Source organism: Klebsiella grimontii (assembly GCF_900200035.1).
Classification (GTDB): Bacteria; Pseudomonadota; Gammaproteobacteria; order Enterobacterales; family Enterobacteriaceae; genus Klebsiella; species Klebsiella grimontii.
Genome location: NZ_FZTC01000015.1, coordinates 377,385 through 392,358, shown reverse-complemented (window position 1 = coordinate 392,358; position 14,974 = coordinate 377,385). Strand labels below are relative to the sequence as shown.

Here is a 14,974-nt window from a genome sequence, read left to right as displayed (position 1 = left end):
GCTCCTTAGAAGAATACTGTGCCGACCTGCTTGCGATTGTTCTTCGTCACTGCGAAGTAACGGAAGCTATCGGCACCGTGCGAAGTGGCGTCATGGAGAGGTTTGTCTTTCCAGCAGCCGCGCTTGTCGTCCCACTCCTTCCGGTAGCCCTCAAGGTGAGAGATACCTTCTGTGCATTTCTTCTCATCGAATACACATTTCGGGAGGATTTCACGTGCCGACTCAATGCCGGTATCAATGCCGGCCTTCGGCACAACGCGGAAGTTTATCGAATACATCAGGCCGTCAATCTCGTAACCCTCGCGCGCCAGCTCTTTGCGTGACTTCGCATCAGCAGCAAACTCGCGGTTTTCGATGTCGTGCGGACCCCAGTGCTCGCCGTACTCATAGCCGCGGTCTTTCAGCACCTTCATGTAGTGCCTCAGCCCCTCGCCGGAGTTTTCGTAGTAGTCGATGATGTGGAACTCTTCGCCGACCTCACGAACGAACCATATCGCCGTGGAGTCACCCACACCGATATCCCAGAACGTGTGCACCGGTAGGTGTGAGTTATCCGGGATTTGGCCGATCCGCTTGTTGGTGTACAGCCAGCGGAACTGTTTGGCGTAGTACGCGCCCTCGACCGACTGCTGGAACGCCTCGGCCGGAATGGTCGGATACTCACGCTTCATGTCATCGCCGAGCGTCTTCTCTTTGGCGTAGTACCAGGCTTTTTGGCGTTCGTTGACTACTACGCCGTGCTTCGCCTCCATTTCAGCGAAGTATTCAATCAGGCGTACTGGCAGCGGTTCTACCAGGTCAATTGCGTACTGCGGATTCTTCCACCAGGAGAAGAAGAAAAACTTCCAGTCCAGCGCAGATAGTGGCTTGCCCTGCAACAAGGCTTTCTCTGCCGTCTGGCAGTAATCGAAGAAGTAACCAGCACGACCCTCTGCGGTGCTCTCTATGGTAGCAAAGCATCCGGTTGATACCGCTTCAAACGCACCAGTGACGATTTCACGGGCTTTATCCGGGTACTTGGCGCATATCTTCCCGAACTCGGAAACGTGCAGGTAACGCAGCGTGCCGCCACGAAATGAGGTACTGACGTAGAGTGATCCGCCCTTCTTAAAGACCAGCTCGCCGGCTGAGTCGTTGCTCGCCGGATTGGCCGCCTTTATCTCGGCCGGCAGCTTATCGTAGGCATATTTTACCTTTTCTCGGAACAGGCGCTTTGCGTCATTCAGCGTGTGGGCGATCAGCGCGCACTTTGCCGACTCGAACAGAGCAGCGTCGAGCTGGATGATACACACCTCTGTGGTAAATCCGAGCTGGCGAGCTTTCAGGATGATGTTGCGGGTGTGAATACCCTCGAAGTATTCCCGCTGCTCAGGCGTCATTCTGAAGCGGGTCGGCTTACCTTCTTTGTCGGTGATCCAGTAAAGATTGTTCAGCCGCCAGTCTTTATCAGCTAGCAGCTTGAGATGCTCAGGCTTCATTACGCCCCCTGAGACAAGGAATCCATAAGGTCTGAAATTGAATCGACAACGTGTTCAGTTTTCACCTGCTCACGGAATGCCTGGACATCAATGTGCTTACCAATCAGTTCGAGGTTCTTTACCTTATCAGGCCACTTAATCTTCTTGAGCAGCGCGGCTGTGTTTCCCTCAGCTGACATCTCGACAACATCCAACCCGGATAGCGTCGTCCTCCAGACCTTAGGCCACTGAGACACCGGCTTGAGCTCACCGGTCGCGGTCAGGATGTCCAGCACGTCCATCTGGTCTATCTCAACAAGACGATTCAGGACGTATGTCGCATTTACACCAACCAGATCATTGCGCTGCGCTTTGAGTTCAGCAATTCTTGACTGGATGTCAGGTTTTGACAGGTTTTCGGATGCGGTGCGGTTAGCAGTCTTTTCGCTGTACCCCGCCCGAATAGCCGCTTGCGTGGCGTTTAAATCGATGAGGTACTCGCGACAGAACATCTCTTGCTTGTCGGTGAGTGCCATATATTTCTCAATGAGGTTTTATAATGGAAAAGGTTACTTTAAAAGTTAAAAATGGCCCTGATATTGCATTTAATGGTGAAGAAGTGGCTTACGAACATATCCTGGAAGAAGACACAGCTTTGCGTGTTTATGATACTGAGAAAGGTCATTGGCTCATGACACTAACGTCTAACGATGATGTACTTTTAAAACATGAGATTATCGAGAATAAGTCTGTAGAAAGCCTTGTTAAGTCGCTAGGTTACACTGCTTATGCCAAATCTATATACAAACAATTAGGTATAGACACGACCAACAATCTAGACATCTAAACATTTTCGCAAATTAAAATTATCTAAGCCACTCCAGAGAGTGGCTTCAGTAATGCAGGCTCTTATCTCAACGCAGCCCCTTGCTGCGTGCCGGATGCTCATCTTCGAGCGCCAGCATTGAGATAATATGGCTGACCTTAAACCAGCCAGGCTTCTCCGACAGTCGACAGAGCCAGATCGACAGGAGAATGAAGAGTATCAGCATCGTTACCTCAGGCACTGCGTGGTGATGTATTCCTGCTACTGGCTGATTGCCCGGTAGTAGGCCTGCCAGCGGTACTTATCCAACCGCAGTTGGCGCAGGCATTGAGCGGTTTCGACGTCCGATTGCAGGTCTTCGTCGGTATCCTTCCCTGCGTCACTTGCTTTGCACGGAGGGCTCATCAAATCCGGGGATGGCGTTGGCAGCGTCGATAGCTCGCTGGCGCAGCTGCACAGCATCATCGTCAAACCGGCACACAGTACGATTCGGAGACTTGACATATTTCACCACGTCGCGGGTTATGGTTCGGTAGATGACCTTGCCCTCTTCTGTAGCGGCAGCGGCCTTTTTCTCTACTGGCTGAATGGCTTTTTCGGCTTTCTCTTTCTTCTTCGCTGCCAGGGCGTTGATGTGGTCAGCGTGAGAGCTCCATCCAGAACGCCATGAGAAAATGCAGGAAAGCAGCAGGATAACCACTGCGCTGATAATGGCGGTTAAGCGACTCATTTCTGGCTCCACTCGCAGACTTCGCGCTCAATCTCGCGGCGCGTTACTAGGCCCTTCCACTGCTTACCACCGGCATAGGTCCAGCGGCGCAGCTGATCACATGCACCTTTCTGATCGCCCTGGTTGATTTTGCGCAGCAGTGTGGAGGTCTGGAAGTTGCCAGCGCCGACGTTATACGCGAATGAGTAAAGCGCCCCACGCATTGTTTCGGGGATCGGCTTCTGGATGTAAGGGTTAATCTGGCGGGCGACGGCGTTCAGGTCTTTACTGAGAAGCGCACGGCATTCAGCCTCGGTGTACTTCTTGCCGAGCATGATATCTTTGCCAGTGTGTCCATAACAGACCGTCCAGATACCCACCACATCCTGGTAAGGGTTGTATCTCACCCCCTCCAGCCCATCATTGCCGGTTGGCCCGGTAATAAGCGCCGACGCAATCGCAATAGCACCACCACCAACGGCAGCAAGAACGCTATTCCTCAACTTTGGTGACATAGCCATTCAGCCGATCCTCCCGTTCCTTACGCCGGTAATACCAGTTCACGCCGCAGGTAATAACAGTGCATGCAATACCGACAACGATCGCCCAGTCACTCAGGCTCATACCAGCCACTTTGTCGGCCAAAATCCATACCTCTGTTTTCGATACGTCGGCATATGCCTTTGCCGAAACACCGCAGCCCGTTAATGCGGTCCCGGTGCCGTATGAGAGTCTGCTGTAAATGGTGCTCATTTTGGTCATAGCCTCACCTCCGTTGATGACGGATGGCGCTGTGTGTGTTTGAAAGGGTCAGGCCCGTCGGGCTGGATTTAACAACGAAGCGTGTCGATGATGATTCCCGCGGGACCTGATAATAAAAAAGCCATGCAAATGCATGGCCTTGTGATTTGAATCCGTTATTTACAAAATGTATTCGAGACAGTATCTTTCGACTTCCGGACAAAAAAACATATACCGGGACAAAATCTAAATGTAACTGCCTTGCCTGCATGAAACCATGCGGGCTTTTTTTTGCCCAAAGAAAAAGCCCACCGAAGTGGGCCTTACAGCTATCATCATTTTTTATTAGGTGTGGTGCCGGGTGCCTCCCGGTAAGTCGCCGCCAGTCCACAGACGACTCGCAATGCGCAAAAAAACATATCAGACTGGCAATGCCCCTCCGCATAGGGGGATTCACCACACCAAAAATTTAACATCTGATGAAACTCGTTTCAATGCTCTACGACGATGTGACAGGGGTACTGATGCAATGCATCTCGCGAATACCCCTGTCGTGTCGCCGGAAAGCAAAAAGCCCAAGGCGTTAACCTCGGGCTTGAATTTATGCTCACTTTCGAGCTGTCACGTTGCTTTTAAAGACTGCCGCTGTCTAACTGCTTTTTACTGATGGCTTGGCGACCAATTTGTTTTCACCACGCTCTTTCGCCTTTGACGTCCGAGCATACATGAATTATGCAGTTTCAAAACTTATTTTCAAGTCTTTTTTCACGTTAACATCATTTTCGATGCTAAGTTCTGCACAAAGTGTGAAATAGACAGCAGAGTTAAACAATTCAACGCACCATCTCACCCTGTCTACGCACTGTTTTTCGGTAAGAAATGGCGCGTGGTGATATTGCATCCACCTAGCCATATCAACCATTGGCTGCCGGCCTTTGTAGTAGTTTTTACCAATAGTGTAAATCATCGTATCTTTTGGAAACGCCTTAAGGATTATCGCTTCCATAAAGTCAGCTTCATCCTGATCAATAGCATTGCCGATGATGTCAGATAGGGATTTTTTAGGCCATAACAGTGCTTTTGCCATGACCATTAGGTTTGCACCTTCGTAACCTATCTTGCGAAGCCTGGCGAGAACATCAGTGATTTTTTCCTGCTGCTCCCCGCTCCACCCAGTAATTATCATTGACCACATCCCACCACCACCTGAAAGGTGCTCGGTTCCGCTTCCACCAAAAACCGAACCCCAATGATTAAGAAGGGATCGAATCCAGCGATTCTGAGATGGAGTAAGCCGGCGATGCTTCCCGAGATATGATCGACGTGGAACTCTGGCTAATTCAGACCAGGATTTTTCGTTATCTTTTTTCATACTGTCTCTCCCAGGGTCTGATAGATGCGAACGAAATTCTTGAGGATGCGGTAGTCAACCAGTACGGTGCCGCTGCTGCGCAAGAGGCGAAGCTTTATCCAGCGGTCGCGGATGCGTTCGATAACGTCACGGCTCATTTGGTCGTCCTCGCCATGGCCTTAGCCATCGCTTTATACGCCCTGAGTACATATGCGTTTTTCCCATACAGGGTGATCTGGAAGGTGAGTCCGCGAGACTCCCAGGTATTGACCGGAGACTCGTCCAGACCAGCATCCGCAATACGCCTGGCCTTAGCTAGTTGCCAAAATGGACCGGTCAGCCAGATGCGGGCGTAAGCCCCTTCGTCGCTATAGGTGATCTTCATGCGGCCTCCTGGTGGCGTGCGCGGCGCTTCTCCAGCGCGCGGGCTCTGCGGGTGAATATGGATTTGATGCGCTGCAGGTAAGGAATATCGAACCGGCGCGGCTCGTTATCAGCCTCAAGGCGCTCTACGCGGTCCAGGCCAATACGTTCAATCAGGTGAATGCGGTATTCAACAGCGTTGCCGCTCAACTGCCGGTTGCATCGGGTACAGGCGGAGTGGACATTGAATACGTTGAACTTCAGGTGTGACGCCGCGCCGCGGGAACGGTAATGGCTGGCATCAATGGCACTACCGGTCAGGTAGTTGCTCTTTCCAATCAGCGGAGCGCCGCAACTGGCGCAGGGCTTACCTTCATCACGAATGCGAATGTACCGGTTAAAGGCTGACTGAGCCTCTTTATCCCATTGGGCCTTTGTCTTGAATGACTCGCGCTTGGCGCGGAGACGCTGGCGCCCCTCCTTCTCGGATTCGCGCTGGAGCTTCACCGCCCTGGCCTTCGCCGCTTCACGGGCTTTTGCTGTCTGTTTTTTTGCGATCGCGCTGGCGCATTCAAAGCAGCAAACTACCTGTCCCTCCCGGGTGGGATGGAACCATTCGCGGCAGTGAGCGCATTTACGGCGTGCTGGTTTACGCATGTGGCCTCCTTGCTCTCAGGCAAAGCCACTTCTTGTCGACCAGACGGGCGGTATAGCCTTTCAGTGTTGGGATATCAGACGGCTTAACTTCGACTTTGCGCTTGCGGCGAGCGGGAACGCGGAAGATGCCGCGATCCATTACTTTGGCGAGAAGACATTGCATAGCCATCACCCCGCAAAGCTCAGCAGCTGACTGGCGGCGTTTTCAACCTCAGCCGGCGAGTGGAATTTGCGACGCAGAATGTAGTTCCACAGCACATTCAGCACTGATTTGTAGACGCCGTTAAACTGGCTGTCGTCCATGCTGGCGAAGGAGATCGACTTTGCGACACGACGACGGCTACCGTCAGGCATCTGGTATTCGTCGTAAAAGCCAGCCTGAATGGTTGCCCACTCGCGGAAGGATTCGAAGTGTTTCAGCAGCGCCATATCGCGGGAACGAGAAATACCGACAGAGGAGAGATACATCTCCGCGGCATTCTGGAGCGCAGCGCGCTGATCGAAGTCGGATGAAAGGAAGTCGATAAACCCGGATATGAGGGAGCGCTCAGTGGGCTCAATGAGTCCACCGGAAGGCGTCCAGTAGTGATAGCCGAGGGTCAGAAGCTTGAAGAACTTCTTGTGGAATGCGTAATTTCTGGGCTTGCGGAACTCACCGCAAAGCAGTTGCCCTACGGGGATAAGTTGCAGGTATTCGCTGGTTCCCGGCTCTGCGGGAATCAGTACGTTTTGATAACTCTTCTCAAATTGCAGTGTCTGCGCCATGTGTCCCCACTTGGCGCCGGAAGTAAGTCGTCAGTTGCTCAGGCTGACAAGGGAATTATGACGGGCTAAATTCCAAATTGCAAAACGAGCATAGGCTATTTTTTCTCGTTCTGGCTGGCCATTTCGATATAGCGCGGATCGGATGTTCGGGGTTTCTGGTAAGTTTGATTTCGGCTACGTAGGTTTCTACGATTTTGAATCGCTAGAGTCGTTCGATGTCTTTTTCGTTTGCTGGAGAGAAGACGCCGATTGGTGTTTAACCCGGTCGATTTGCAATAACCACCTCCTATTTTACACGCATTGATAGCATTTTTTGTTCATTACTCTTATTGACCATGTATGACATCTGTCATACTATAATATCACAGACGGCAAATGAGTCATCTGAAAACAATAAACTTAGTGAGGCGAAGCGCGAAAGCGGGTGAGCTGAAGGAGAATCAAAATGGCTGCATTAATTTCTGAAGTGTTCGGGCGTATCAACGAAGAAGGGAACGTTGATATCCTGTATGTTGAAGACGGTTACCCGGTAACGCGCCTTGATGCCGGCAACGTCTACCCTGTAAATTCCAGTCTGAGCGTTAATTATGACCACGCCGAAGGCATTACGCTGACACAGGAAGATGCACGTCGCATCGGTATTGATATCGAATAATTAAACAGGCCCGGTGATTCCGGGCCCTTCCTCATGGAGTCACTATGTCCCGTGAAATTTCCCGTAATCCATCTTTTACTCCCTCACCAAAATTACGCGCTCATTTAAACGGGCACCGTGATGGGGTAACAGAGCGCCTAAACAATCTTTTTGACAGATACGATCATCTGATGCGTAGTTGCTCCATTCCGCTGGAGCCAGAAGAAAAACATGTACTGATGAATGTATTAAATGGCTCATTCATCGAGCCATCATTCATCGAGCATTTAGCTCAAGAGGTAATTGACTCTGATGATTATCTTAACGGTGTAACTGCTGCTCGCTCTTTATATGAAAAGCTCAGAGCAGCATCTTACCCACAATTACTCGCTACAGTTGAGCGTGCTGGTTACTAGATATGCGCCGCATAAACAGTAAAGCTGAAGCTATGGAATATATATCCACTGACAAGATTAAATGTTTTGAGTGCGGAAAAACATTCTCTCTGCTGGCTAACCACCTTAAAAAGGCTCACAGAATGACGGTAGAGGAGTACCGGGTTAAATTCAATATACCTACTGGAACCCCGCTGGCAGGCAAACTTTATCGTGATAAGCACCGCGATAAAATGCGCAGATTGATTGCTAATGGCGTCGTGACGCACTGGCATCTTGCTGATGCTGTGGAGAAGTCTAAGACTTCAGCCCGTGGTGATCGCCGTGACTTTGATCTCGCGGAGCAAGCCGAGCGCATGAAGCGCAACGCTAGGCATGAAGAACGAACCTTTCCGCCAGGCAGTAAACGCGCAAACGGTAAAGACGCAGATCGAGAACGGGAATACCAACGTGCGTACCGGGCTTTAAAAAATGGCGATCCCTCTCTCATGGTTGCATATAAAGCAAACCTCCAAAATAAAGCCTAGTCTATTTTTTATTGGCCTCTTCCATTTCTACATATCGCGGATCGGATGCGCGGGGGAGTTGAATACTCTGTTCGCGGTAATAGCGCACGCGCTCCATAAAGTAGTCGCGCAAGTGCTCAGGCTGCTCTCTGGCTACCACTTCGGCGACAACCGGCATGTTAAGCCGCTCTTTGTAGGCGACGCCGGACGCTGCGAGGTCGACGTTGACCTTGTCCTGCTCGTCTTTTGACTTTGATGCTATATTCCAACTAGACATATCCAAACCCTTCCTTTTGTGAGTTGCCCCATGAACAAGAAGACAATAAGAATTATTGCCTGCTGTGTTATTGCATGCATGTTTGTAGTGGTGCCAACATCCTTAGTTCATGGTGATTCTAAGTTTGGTTTTGCCTATCATTTTATCTGGAATGTTGGCTTTGATGAAACAAGTGTTTTCCCTTCGGCTGTTGAGCCATTGTACTTGGTGGCACAAATAATCGGCGTCCTTGCCATTACTTGGCTCCTTACAAAAGACAGTAAGTGATGTAATTTGCTTCCACTTACCAGAGGTTCGCGGCTTTGCGTTCTGCGTGGGATTTAGCCACTGATAGCACCCCACGCCAGATTGATTAATGACTCCCAGGCAATATAAACCCGGATACCAGCAGCCAGGCCGAAGCCAACCACCATTGAGTAAAGTAGAACGTTGCACTTGGACATCACTTCACCTCCTGCGGGGCGGCTGCGAGCATGGCGGCGCGGCGGTTTACCACCTCGATGAGAGCCTCTTCGGCATCACACAGGCAATCAGCGATGCCACGGCGATCACCGTCGAAGTCATTCAGGTCGAGGCGTATTCGTGCAACCTTCTGCAATGCGTCCAGCACATCCTGAGGCACTGCCGGCGCCGGCTGCGATTCTACGTCAATATCGCCATAAATTTGACCGACCAACCTAAAGCCTGGCATTCCCCAATTATTCGGAGAGTAAGCGATAGATCCCTGTTCTGATACGAATAGATAACCTACCGGCTTCATTTCCGGAGCTGGCTGCGCGTGGCGATAGAGCGGCAGTACAGCCACATCACCATCTGTTGCGACAAATTCTGCCCGGCATTTATCGTTTGTGACATGCCATTGCTCACGATAGTGCCATGTCCACGCCACCGGCTCGCCGTCCATTGCGGCCTTGCGGCGTTCCTGTAGCTCTGCCGCCATTGCCTTAATTAGCGCAATATCAGAACGGCCTAACATGTAACCCAACTGAATATCGCGTAGAAATAATTCTGTCTCGGTTAACTGATTATTGGTCATTGGTTGGCTCCTTCAAACATCATGCCGCCATCGCAATCAGGGCACTTCCCCGAATCAACATCGTTATCGTCATAAAGGCGACCATATAAACAGTTACCTGCGCGGCACTTCAGCGCCTTCGTCTTTTCGGTGGCACGAATTACACTCCCAAGCCTCTCCAGATACCCCCTTTTAATCAGTGATTCAGCCATAGCTCCAACCTTTACTGGCAGTATTTTATCGCCATCCCAGACACCATCTTTGCGGCCTGGCCAAAGATGAATTTCCCAGTCATAAATTACAGCCGGTTTGATATATTCGCGTTCGCGCTTGTTAAGTGGCTTATCCATCTACTCAGCCTCCCACTTGATGCCAGCTGCGGTCAGCCATTTGAAGAAATTGTTCTGACAGTCGATATATCCCTTCGCGTAGTCCTCAGTGGTACCGTAATGGCAAATCTGAAATTCATCATATTGCTTCACGGTGACGGTGCGGGACTCCAGCTCGGCGATGCGCTCTTCATATCGAGCACCAACCGATACGGCCTTGTGATAGGCCTCAAGCCATTTTGATGATTGAGCCTGCGCTTTCTCCAGCGCCTCTAACAGCGACCTGATTTCTGAAGGCTTAGCCAGATACCATTGGGTATCATCAATCGCCGAAGCTTCTGTTTTTACTCTCTGCGCCAGTTCGGTGATATCAGTCATGGCTGGACTCCTTCACGCCATCCCATTCAACCCAGGCGTTTTCACCGTCTGCATCAATTTCGCCTTTGTGTCCGCATTTCGTGCATACGGCTTCGTCGCCAGCCCAAAGAGTATCCGGAGACACAGACCAGCCAGTCACACTCACTTTGTCGTTGTTGCAGTTCGGGCAGTTATCAAGCCAGCCGACAGTAACCGTTAATGGCCCGTACCCATGCTCTGTTCTAATACTCATTTGTCGGCCCCCTCGCGCAGCTGCTGGGCAAAAGCGACGATCGAATCATGAAACTCCATCGCTCCTGACGTACGTTTTTCAGCTTCTTCGTAGCTGATATCAAGCCTGTCCATAACACAGTCAGTTTCAAGATAGTCAGAGCAGGCATCCAAAGAAGCGGTAATCGCATCAGCCTTAATCCCGGCCAGGTAGGCGTCGGTGGCGGGGGTCATCCGGTGATACATCAAGCTTTCAAACGCCTTTTGCAAACCTACATCCGGTAATAACTCGCTGCGGAACGAATTCAGAGCCAGCAACATTGCTACGCTGTCTGTTTCCGGGACTCTCTTCATGGCCACATTCTCCGCAGCCACATCCAGATACGCTTTCGCCAGCGCCATAACCTTTGTCTCTTTGATTGACAGCTCGCCCGCACTCTCAAGCGACTTAATGAGCTCGTTTACTGCCTGTTGTGTGATTGTCATTTGGCGGCTCCTGCGGTAAGCATGGCGATGATTTCTTCCGGGGTTTCCCGCACCGTAATACGATCGCCAGAGGCCATCCTGAGATAAGTAAGGCCGGCGAAAATCATGCTCTCAATGTGGTCGACAGCAATGAATACCGGGTCATAAACCGTTTCAGTTTCACGTCCATATTTTCCTTGGCGCTCTACCGTTGAATCTTGGGTTAATTTGATAAATTTCATTTTCTTACTCCCGCCAGGCACTGATTAAAAAGGTTGGTCAGCTTGTTGGCGCCACAATGATGATTGCTAAACTGAAAATCCGCTGACGTGCTTTCGATTACGGCTGTCTGCTCTGCCAGGGTGTAGCGATAGCCTTTGCGCTCCCCTGCTCTCAAAACCCGGCCATCGTTAAACGTGGCCCAGATAGCTGAGTTAACGACAGAAGAGTGCAGGCCCGTTCCGGTGCGAATCTCTGAAAAAGTGCAACCAGGATTGCTGCCGATAAAATTGATGACGATTTGAGTACCGGATATACGTTTCATTGAATCAGCCCTTTTTCTTTGCCAATCAGGTATTCGTCCCGCAGCCACTGAGCCGGGGTTAGCGCGCCAAGTGATGCGGCGCCGGGCATGCAGCCAAAGCTTTTTCCTTCCGGGTGAAAACCCTGCTGACGACTGACATGGTTTGTCGGGATTGCTTCCTGGTTGTTCTCCAGCGCCAGTACCGGTGAGGGTATTTGCTCTCCGGCGGCGACTTTCAGCGCCCAGTCTTCCAGCTTTTTGGCGGCATATTTCTCTGTTTCTGCCTCGCTGAGCTGGCGCTGGTACATTGCCCGCCGGGTATCGGTGACAATCCAGTACATGACCGGGTGAGACCAGGGGAAGCGCTCGGCGCCGCCGGTGTGGAGCCCCTTCTCTCGGTTGTATCTTTGAAATTCACCCATCACGTCAGCCAGCTTGATACCGAGGACTGTGCCGCTGTCCTTGCACCACTTGATGAACTGGCCCGGTGATGGCCAGAACGGCGATTCACTGGCTCTCGCATGGCGCACGCCGGCGGATAACTGCTCGCGGGTGCGGATGCCGTTTTCCGAAAATGCCGCTATCCACTGCTGCTTAGCCACTCGCTCGTCAGCATCTGACCGGAGGTTGGTTTGCGTCGCTGCCGGGAAAATCTGCTTCAGCTGCATGAACAGCGCGTCGACAAGGCGCTCTGCGTCTGAATTCACAACCCGGCCATGCTCTGGGTTGCCTCCGGCCATGCTCGCCATCGCTTCGCCATCCCGATTGTTTATTGCGCGGTAGAGTTCAGGTTTCACAGGAAATCCCTCCACGCTTCCGGGCTGTTCCAGTGGGGGTCTTCCTGGCTGGAATCGCGACTGCGCTTAGCCTGCCCGTCAGGCTCGAACAGCCCCTGCCAGCCATTGGCGATGCTTCGGTTGATAATTTCTTCAGGCGCATAGCCGTTCAGCCTGCAGCGATCGAGCAGGTTGATAGCCTGCGTCACGGTATGCTGAGACTTGATCGGCTTTTTCAGGTCACGGCGGTATTCAACCCATGAAGACCAGGTGATTGCAGACAGCCAGTCAGGCAACTGAACACTGGACGCATCGAACGAACCCGCCTTGGGGGATTTAGGGGGTTTATTACTGTTGTCTTTATTGTCTTTTGTATGTTTGTCTTTTGTGTTTCCACCCTGGCGGGAAACGTTATTCCCATACGGTGTGAAACTATTCTTCCCTGACGGTTGGAATGTTTCCATTACGGTTGAAATGTTTTCAACCGCATGCAAAACGTCTGTATCAAACATCTCTCCGCGTATCATCTTCGCCTTGAGATTTGCATGAATTACTGGCTCTATTGCTCCAGCATGAAGGCTGAATGGAGACACGTAAAAAACTTTAGGATTCTTGCCATCAAAATAGTGACGAACCTCTTTTAATCTCTCTTCAGCCTTTCTTGTGGTGAAACCTATCTTTACAGGCCCTGATTCACTTTCAGCAAAGACATAAATATACCCAGCCTTATTTTTTGTAGCTCCGTATTCACGCCTGCGCTCTGGCTTACTTGTCTCCCACTCTGAAATCATCTTGTTTATGCCTACATGACGTCCGGACTGAGTCAACACAGACATGCGAATCAGTTCGTTTTTCGCTGTAGAACAACGAGTGGCAGCAAGACCAGTCATGTCAGATAGCTGCTCGTTACTGACCCAGTCAGATTTCTTATTGAAGCCGTATGTTTTGCGCATGATTGCCATGAGCACTAAAAGCTGATGCTGCGACAAACCTGCACGCATGACAGCCTCAAGGAGCTCATTAGCGATGCGCGTAAACCCATCGTCGAGATCTGCCACGCGCAGCTCCTGTAGTGCCACGACAGGCACAGGGAAATTGATTACTTCGGCAGTATTTGCCATAATTACTCCTGTGAATTGATCCAGTTAATTCGCGTAGAAAGCCGTTAGTGTTCGCGCACTGCGGCTTTCGCCCTTTCTGATACCCCTCATGCCTCAAAATCCCCCTTCTCTCCCGTTCGGTTAGAAATCAGGATGGCCAGCAGCAGCGACATGTTCGGCAGCAGGCTTTCCCGCCAGCGACTTACCGTTGACTTATTCACTCCGGCCACTTTGGCGATATTCGTGGTTCCCAGTTCTGCTATCTGGCTGTGCAACCAGCTTTCAATTCTCCGGGCCTCCACTTTGTTGCGTGTTGTTGAACTCTCCATTTGTGATACTTCCTCTGGTGTTGTTTGGAATGGCCGCCAGTCAGGCGGATGGAACAGTTTTTGGAGAAGGGAATAGCTTTGGCAGGTCGGGTCTTATCTGATGCGCCTGAATCTTTCCCTTCGTTGCATTGACGATGCTGTTTACATGTTCAGGCGAAACTTTTGCCTTGTTGTGGAGCCACTTGTAAACCGCCTGCTGAGAAACATCACAGGCCTCACCGAGCTTTTTCTGAGAGCCAACAATGTTGATTGCGGTTTTAATGGTTGGGTTCATAACAACCTCCGTAGTAATTAAAAATAGAGATTAAAACCATAGTTGTATTTAGTCAACAACCATTTTCGTTTGATGGAAGAAAACCTTGGTTGTAAATTGAAATGATGAAAAAGACACTTGCAGAAAGATTGAGAGAAGCCCGTAAGGCAGCAAACATGACCCAGAAAGCTCTGGGTGAAGCTGTTGGAGTAAGTCAGGCTGCTATTCAGAAAATTGAAACTGGAAAAGCGAGCCAAACAACAAAGCTATTGGAGATCGCAATTGCTTTGGGCATCAGGCCTGAATGGCTTTCCTCTGAGTCTGGTCCCATGCGACAGGATGGCCAAGAATCGAAGCCGGCAACAACTCAGGAAAGCGATAGCTTCAAGATTGATGTTTTAGATCTGGATGTCAGTGCGGGGCCAGGTGTAGTGAACAAAGAGTTCATAGAAGTACTGCGTTCTGTCGAATATTCTAACGATGATGCGCGCCATATGTTCGATGGACGTAAGGCAGAGAACATCAGAATCATCAACGTGCGAGGTGATAGCATGTCTGGGACGATTGAGCCGGGAGATCTGCTATTTGTCGATATTAGCGTTAAGAACTTTGACGGTGACGGCATATACGCCTTCCTCTACGACGACACTGCTCATGTTAAGCGCCTTCAAAAGATGAAAGACAAGCTACTGGTAATCTCAGACAACAAGAGTTATGCAGCCTGGGACCCCATAGAAAAAGACGAAATGAACCGCGTCTTCGTTTTTGGGAAGATTATCGGCAGCATGCCGCAGACATACAGGAAGCATGGGTAGTCAGCCAGTGGACTGATGAGGTGTTTGGGTGATGCTATGGATGTGAGTATCTGGTCGTCATCATAGCTGCCGTTCTAGCCTCGCTGATTGCGTGGCAGTG

32 protein-coding genes are annotated in these 14,974 nt (G+C 50.7%); 6 read left to right on the top strand and 26 right to left on the bottom strand.

Annotation, left to right across the window (positions count from 1 at the left end; all coding sequences use genetic code 11):
- Window positions 1–5: 5 nt before the first annotated feature.
- Window positions 6–1,478, bottom strand: a complete 1,473-nt coding sequence (locus tag KOSB73_RS09595; RefSeq protein ID WP_098140446.1) for a terminase — start codon at window positions 1,476–1,478, stop codon at window positions 6–8.
- The gene (locus KOSB73_RS09590; RefSeq protein ID WP_098140445.1) at window positions 1,478–1,993 is read right to left on the bottom strand and encodes a terminase small subunit; all 516 of its coding nucleotides are present in this window, start codon (window positions 1,991–1,993) and stop codon (window positions 1,478–1,480) included. The genes KOSB73_RS09595 and KOSB73_RS09590 overlap by 1 nt, the downstream gene beginning before the upstream one ends.
- Before the next feature lie 23 nt (window positions 1,994–2,016).
- Here KOSB73_RS09590 and KOSB73_RS09585 point away from each other — a divergent pair, with 23 nt between their 5' ends.
- On the top strand, window positions 2,017–2,304 hold the full coding sequence (locus KOSB73_RS09585) for a hypothetical protein (protein WP_098140444.1): 288 nt from the start codon (window positions 2,017–2,019) through the stop codon (window positions 2,302–2,304).
- A gap of 67 nt (window positions 2,305–2,371) precedes the next feature.
- Here KOSB73_RS09585 and KOSB73_RS30810 read toward each other — a convergent pair whose 3' ends face one another.
- From KOSB73_RS30810 to KOSB73_RS09535, 11 genes are all read right to left on the bottom strand, one after another.
- Window positions 2,372–2,509 carry a hypothetical protein gene (locus KOSB73_RS30810; RefSeq protein WP_087760209.1) on the bottom strand — a complete coding sequence of 46 codons (138 nt, stop codon included), beginning with the start codon at window positions 2,507–2,509 and terminating at the stop codon, window positions 2,372–2,374.
- Between the two features lie 35 nt (window positions 2,510–2,544).
- Window positions 2,545–2,688: a hypothetical protein gene (locus tag KOSB73_RS30805; RefSeq protein WP_165394149.1), complete on the bottom strand. Its 144-nt coding sequence runs from the start codon at window positions 2,686–2,688 to the stop codon at window positions 2,545–2,547.
- Window positions 2,663–3,013 carry a hypothetical protein gene (locus tag KOSB73_RS09575; RefSeq protein ID WP_098140443.1) on the bottom strand — a complete coding sequence of 117 codons (351 nt, stop codon included), beginning with the start codon at window positions 3,011–3,013 and terminating at the stop codon, window positions 2,663–2,665. Before KOSB73_RS09575 ends, KOSB73_RS30805 begins: the two co-directional genes overlap by 26 nt.
- Window positions 3,010–3,513, bottom strand: coding sequence for a lysozyme (locus tag KOSB73_RS09570; protein WP_277421537.1), 504 nt, complete (start codon window positions 3,511–3,513; stop codon window positions 3,010–3,012). Before KOSB73_RS09570 ends, KOSB73_RS09575 begins: the two co-directional genes overlap by 4 nt.
- Window positions 3,485–3,754, bottom strand: coding sequence for an HP1 family phage holin (locus KOSB73_RS09565; protein ID WP_064148566.1), 270 nt, complete (start codon window positions 3,752–3,754; stop codon window positions 3,485–3,487). Before KOSB73_RS09565 ends, KOSB73_RS09570 begins: the two co-directional genes overlap by 29 nt.
- Before the next feature lie 709 nt (window positions 3,755–4,463).
- The gene (locus KOSB73_RS09560; RefSeq protein ID WP_133116566.1) at window positions 4,464–5,105 is read right to left on the bottom strand and encodes a DUF1133 family protein; all 642 of its coding nucleotides are present in this window, start codon (window positions 5,103–5,105) and stop codon (window positions 4,464–4,466) included.
- Window positions 5,102–5,242: a YlcG family protein gene (locus tag KOSB73_RS09555; RefSeq protein WP_098140442.1), complete on the bottom strand. Its 141-nt coding sequence runs from the start codon at window positions 5,240–5,242 to the stop codon at window positions 5,102–5,104. Before KOSB73_RS09555 ends, KOSB73_RS09560 begins: the two co-directional genes overlap by 4 nt.
- Entirely contained in the window at window positions 5,239–5,469 is a 231-nt protein-coding gene (locus KOSB73_RS09550; protein WP_098140441.1) for a hypothetical protein, read from the bottom strand. The genes KOSB73_RS09555 and KOSB73_RS09550 overlap by 4 nt, the downstream gene beginning before the upstream one ends.
- Complete coding sequence (locus tag KOSB73_RS09545; RefSeq protein ID WP_098140440.1) at window positions 5,466–6,104, bottom strand: recombination protein NinG; 639 nt, start codon at window positions 6,102–6,104, stop codon at window positions 5,466–5,468. The genes KOSB73_RS09550 and KOSB73_RS09545 overlap by 4 nt, the downstream gene beginning before the upstream one ends.
- Window positions 6,097–6,267 carry a NinE family protein gene (locus KOSB73_RS09540; protein ID WP_072057187.1) on the bottom strand — a complete coding sequence of 57 codons (171 nt, stop codon included), beginning with the start codon at window positions 6,265–6,267 and terminating at the stop codon, window positions 6,097–6,099. Before KOSB73_RS09540 ends, KOSB73_RS09545 begins: the two co-directional genes overlap by 8 nt.
- 5 nt (window positions 6,268–6,272) lie before the next feature.
- Window positions 6,273–6,869: a DUF1367 family protein gene (locus tag KOSB73_RS09535; RefSeq protein ID WP_098140439.1), complete on the bottom strand. Its 597-nt coding sequence runs from the start codon at window positions 6,867–6,869 to the stop codon at window positions 6,273–6,275.
- Between the two features lie 445 nt (window positions 6,870–7,314).
- On the opposite strand from KOSB73_RS09535, the gene KOSB73_RS09530 reads away from it, so the two are divergent.
- From KOSB73_RS09530 to KOSB73_RS09520, 3 genes are read left to right on the top strand one after another with little or no spacing between them, the layout of a single operon-like run.
- On the top strand, window positions 7,315–7,524 hold the full coding sequence (locus tag KOSB73_RS09530) for a hypothetical protein (RefSeq protein WP_098140438.1): 210 nt from the start codon (window positions 7,315–7,317) through the stop codon (window positions 7,522–7,524).
- A 44-nt stretch (window positions 7,525–7,568) separates the two neighbouring features.
- Entirely contained in the window at window positions 7,569–7,919 is a 351-nt protein-coding gene (locus KOSB73_RS09525; RefSeq protein WP_098140437.1) for a hypothetical protein, read from the top strand.
- A 2-nt stretch (window positions 7,920–7,921) separates the two neighbouring features.
- Window positions 7,922–8,425 (top strand): MucR family transcriptional regulator, encoded by a 504-nt coding sequence (locus KOSB73_RS09520; RefSeq protein ID WP_098140436.1) that lies wholly within the window; start codon window positions 7,922–7,924, stop codon window positions 8,423–8,425.
- 1 nt (window position 8,426) lies between these two features.
- On the opposite strand, the gene KOSB73_RS09515 is transcribed toward KOSB73_RS09520, so the two are convergent.
- Window positions 8,427–8,681: a DNA polymerase III subunit theta gene (locus KOSB73_RS09515; protein WP_098140435.1), complete on the bottom strand. Its 255-nt coding sequence runs from the start codon at window positions 8,679–8,681 to the stop codon at window positions 8,427–8,429.
- Window positions 8,682–8,711: 30 nt separating this feature from the next.
- Between KOSB73_RS09515 and KOSB73_RS30640 the strand changes: the two genes are divergently transcribed.
- Window positions 8,712–8,948: a hypothetical protein gene (locus KOSB73_RS30640; RefSeq protein ID WP_133116565.1), complete on the top strand. Its 237-nt coding sequence runs from the start codon at window positions 8,712–8,714 to the stop codon at window positions 8,946–8,948.
- 53 nt (window positions 8,949–9,001) lie between these two features.
- On the opposite strand, the gene KOSB73_RS31325 is transcribed toward KOSB73_RS30640, so the two are convergent.
- From KOSB73_RS31325 to KOSB73_RS09455, 12 genes are all read right to left on the bottom strand, one after another.
- Window positions 9,002–9,124: a hypothetical protein gene (locus KOSB73_RS31325; RefSeq protein WP_265470594.1), complete on the bottom strand. Its 123-nt coding sequence runs from the start codon at window positions 9,122–9,124 to the stop codon at window positions 9,002–9,004.
- Entirely contained in the window at window positions 9,124–9,717 is a 594-nt protein-coding gene (locus tag KOSB73_RS09510) for a hypothetical protein (RefSeq protein WP_098140434.1), read from the bottom strand. Before KOSB73_RS09510 ends, KOSB73_RS31325 begins: the two co-directional genes overlap by 1 nt.
- Window positions 9,714–10,046 carry a hypothetical protein gene (locus tag KOSB73_RS09505; RefSeq protein WP_064411132.1) on the bottom strand — a complete coding sequence of 111 codons (333 nt, stop codon included), beginning with the start codon at window positions 10,044–10,046 and terminating at the stop codon, window positions 9,714–9,716. Before KOSB73_RS09505 ends, KOSB73_RS09510 begins: the two co-directional genes overlap by 4 nt.
- A complete protein-coding gene (locus KOSB73_RS31010) occupies window positions 10,047–10,403 on the bottom strand; it encodes a hypothetical protein (RefSeq protein ID WP_098140433.1) in 357 nt (118 codons plus the stop codon).
- Window positions 10,396–10,635 carry a hypothetical protein gene (locus KOSB73_RS09495; protein ID WP_098140432.1) on the bottom strand — a complete coding sequence of 80 codons (240 nt, stop codon included), beginning with the start codon at window positions 10,633–10,635 and terminating at the stop codon, window positions 10,396–10,398. Before KOSB73_RS09495 ends, KOSB73_RS31010 begins: the two co-directional genes overlap by 8 nt.
- Window positions 10,632–11,099, bottom strand: coding sequence for a hypothetical protein (locus KOSB73_RS09490; protein WP_098140431.1), 468 nt, complete (start codon window positions 11,097–11,099; stop codon window positions 10,632–10,634). Before KOSB73_RS09490 ends, KOSB73_RS09495 begins: the two co-directional genes overlap by 4 nt.
- Window positions 11,096–11,320, bottom strand: a complete 225-nt coding sequence (locus tag KOSB73_RS09485; RefSeq protein WP_098140430.1) for a hypothetical protein — start codon at window positions 11,318–11,320, stop codon at window positions 11,096–11,098. Before KOSB73_RS09485 ends, KOSB73_RS09490 begins: the two co-directional genes overlap by 4 nt.
- Window positions 11,317–11,622, bottom strand: a complete 306-nt coding sequence (locus KOSB73_RS09480; protein WP_098140429.1) for a hypothetical protein — start codon at window positions 11,620–11,622, stop codon at window positions 11,317–11,319. Before KOSB73_RS09480 ends, KOSB73_RS09485 begins: the two co-directional genes overlap by 4 nt.
- Window positions 11,619–12,350, bottom strand: a complete 732-nt coding sequence (locus KOSB73_RS09475; protein ID WP_165774998.1) for a replication protein P — start codon at window positions 12,348–12,350, stop codon at window positions 11,619–11,621. Before KOSB73_RS09475 ends, KOSB73_RS09480 begins: the two co-directional genes overlap by 4 nt.
- Before the next feature lie 44 nt (window positions 12,351–12,394).
- The gene (locus KOSB73_RS30800; protein ID WP_165774991.1) at window positions 12,395–13,498 is read right to left on the bottom strand and encodes a replication protein; all 1,104 of its coding nucleotides are present in this window, start codon (window positions 13,496–13,498) and stop codon (window positions 12,395–12,397) included.
- An 86-nt stretch (window positions 13,499–13,584) separates the two neighbouring features.
- A complete protein-coding gene (locus KOSB73_RS09460) occupies window positions 13,585–13,806 on the bottom strand; it encodes a CII family transcriptional regulator (RefSeq protein WP_004178813.1) in 222 nt (73 codons plus the stop codon).
- Window positions 13,807–13,846: 40 nt separating this feature from the next.
- The gene (locus KOSB73_RS09455; protein ID WP_098140427.1) at window positions 13,847–14,080 is read right to left on the bottom strand and encodes a transcriptional regulator; all 234 of its coding nucleotides are present in this window, start codon (window positions 14,078–14,080) and stop codon (window positions 13,847–13,849) included.
- A 101-nt stretch (window positions 14,081–14,181) separates the two neighbouring features.
- Here KOSB73_RS09455 and KOSB73_RS31130 point away from each other — a divergent pair, with 101 nt between their 5' ends.
- Window positions 14,182–14,874, top strand: coding sequence for a S24 family peptidase (locus tag KOSB73_RS31130; RefSeq protein ID WP_207762611.1), 693 nt, complete (start codon window positions 14,182–14,184; stop codon window positions 14,872–14,874).
- Window positions 14,875–14,974 lie beyond the last annotated feature (100 nt).

Excerpts from the sequence above, each read along its gene's own strand:
- KOSB73_RS09505 (WP_064411132.1), bottom strand. The coding sequence starts at position 10,046 with ATGGATAAGCCACTTAACAAGCGCGAACGCGAATATATCAAACCGGCT.
- KOSB73_RS09490 (WP_098140431.1), bottom strand. The coding sequence starts at position 11,099 with ATGACAATCACACAACAGGCAGTAAACGAGCTCATTAAGTCGCTTGAG.
- KOSB73_RS09545 (WP_098140440.1), bottom strand. The coding sequence starts at position 6,104 with ATGCGTAAACCAGCACGCCGTAAATGCGCTCACTGCCGCGAATGGTTC.
- KOSB73_RS09565 (WP_064148566.1), bottom strand. The coding sequence starts at position 3,754 with ATGACCAAAATGAGCACCATTTACAGCAGACTCTCATACGGCACCGGG.
- KOSB73_RS30800 (WP_165774991.1), bottom strand. The coding sequence starts at position 13,498 with ATGGCAAATACTGCCGAAGTAATCAATTTCCCTGTGCCTGTCGTGGCA.
- KOSB73_RS09485 (WP_098140430.1), bottom strand. The coding sequence starts at position 11,320 with ATGAAATTTATCAAATTAACCCAAGATTCAACGGTAGAGCGCCAAGGA.
- KOSB73_RS31325 (WP_265470594.1), bottom strand. The coding sequence starts at position 9,124 with ATGTCCAAGTGCAACGTTCTACTTTACTCAATGGTGGTTGGCTTCGGC.
- KOSB73_RS09530 (WP_098140438.1), top strand. The coding sequence starts at position 7,315 with ATGGCTGCATTAATTTCTGAAGTGTTCGGGCGTATCAACGAAGAAGGG.
- KOSB73_RS09475 (WP_165774998.1), bottom strand. The coding sequence starts at position 12,350 with ATGGCGAGCATGGCCGGAGGCAACCCAGAGCATGGCCGGGTTGTGAAT.
- KOSB73_RS09590 (WP_098140445.1), bottom strand. The coding sequence starts at position 1,993 with ATGGCACTCACCGACAAGCAAGAGATGTTCTGTCGCGAGTACCTCATC.
- KOSB73_RS09515 (WP_098140435.1), bottom strand. The coding sequence starts at position 8,681 with ATGTCTAGTTGGAATATAGCATCAAAGTCAAAAGACGAGCAGGACAAG.
- KOSB73_RS09560 (WP_133116566.1), bottom strand. The coding sequence starts at position 5,105 with ATGAAAAAAGATAACGAAAAATCCTGGTCTGAATTAGCCAGAGTTCCA.
- KOSB73_RS09595 (WP_098140446.1), bottom strand. The coding sequence starts at position 1,478 with ATGAAGCCTGAGCATCTCAAGCTGCTAGCTGATAAAGACTGGCGGCTG.
- KOSB73_RS09585 (WP_098140444.1), top strand. The coding sequence starts at position 2,017 with ATGGAAAAGGTTACTTTAAAAGTTAAAAATGGCCCTGATATTGCATTT.
- KOSB73_RS09525 (WP_098140437.1), top strand. The coding sequence starts at position 7,569 with ATGTCCCGTGAAATTTCCCGTAATCCATCTTTTACTCCCTCACCAAAA.
- KOSB73_RS30640 (WP_133116565.1), top strand. The coding sequence starts at position 8,712 with ATGAACAAGAAGACAATAAGAATTATTGCCTGCTGTGTTATTGCATGC.
- KOSB73_RS09575 (WP_098140443.1), bottom strand. The coding sequence starts at position 3,013 with ATGAGTCGCTTAACCGCCATTATCAGCGCAGTGGTTATCCTGCTGCTT.
- KOSB73_RS09535 (WP_098140439.1), bottom strand. The coding sequence starts at position 6,869 with ATGGCGCAGACACTGCAATTTGAGAAGAGTTATCAAAACGTACTGATT.
- KOSB73_RS31010 (WP_098140433.1), bottom strand. The coding sequence starts at position 10,403 with ATGACTGATATCACCGAACTGGCGCAGAGAGTAAAAACAGAAGCTTCG.
- KOSB73_RS09510 (WP_098140434.1), bottom strand. The coding sequence starts at position 9,717 with ATGACCAATAATCAGTTAACCGAGACAGAATTATTTCTACGCGATATT.
- KOSB73_RS09555 (WP_098140442.1), bottom strand. The coding sequence starts at position 5,242 with ATGAGCCGTGACGTTATCGAACGCATCCGCGACCGCTGGATAAAGCTT.
- KOSB73_RS09550 (WP_098140441.1), bottom strand. The coding sequence starts at position 5,469 with ATGAAGATCACCTATAGCGACGAAGGGGCTTACGCCCGCATCTGGCTG.
- KOSB73_RS09570 (WP_277421537.1), bottom strand. The coding sequence starts at position 3,513 with ATGGCTATGTCACCAAAGTTGAGGAATAGCGTTCTTGCTGCCGTTGGT.
- KOSB73_RS09540 (WP_072057187.1), bottom strand. The coding sequence starts at position 6,267 with ATGCAATGTCTTCTCGCCAAAGTAATGGATCGCGGCATCTTCCGCGTT.
- KOSB73_RS31130 (WP_207762611.1), top strand. The coding sequence starts at position 14,182 with ATGATGAAAAAGACACTTGCAGAAAGATTGAGAGAAGCCCGTAAGGCA.
- KOSB73_RS09495 (WP_098140432.1), bottom strand. The coding sequence starts at position 10,635 with ATGAGTATTAGAACAGAGCATGGGTACGGGCCATTAACGGTTACTGTC.
- KOSB73_RS09460 (WP_004178813.1), bottom strand. The coding sequence starts at position 13,806 with ATGGAGAGTTCAACAACACGCAACAAAGTGGAGGCCCGGAGAATTGAA.
- KOSB73_RS30810 (WP_087760209.1), bottom strand. The coding sequence starts at position 2,509 with ATGCTGATACTCTTCATTCTCCTGTCGATCTGGCTCTGTCGACTGTCG.
- KOSB73_RS30805 (WP_165394149.1), bottom strand. The coding sequence starts at position 2,688 with ATGAGCCCTCCGTGCAAAGCAAGTGACGCAGGGAAGGATACCGACGAA.
- KOSB73_RS09455 (WP_098140427.1), bottom strand. The coding sequence starts at position 14,080 with ATGAACCCAACCATTAAAACCGCAATCAACATTGTTGGCTCTCAGAAA.
- KOSB73_RS09520 (WP_098140436.1), top strand. The coding sequence starts at position 7,922 with ATGCGCCGCATAAACAGTAAAGCTGAAGCTATGGAATATATATCCACT.
- KOSB73_RS09480 (WP_098140429.1), bottom strand. The coding sequence starts at position 11,622 with ATGAAACGTATATCCGGTACTCAAATCGTCATCAATTTTATCGGCAGC.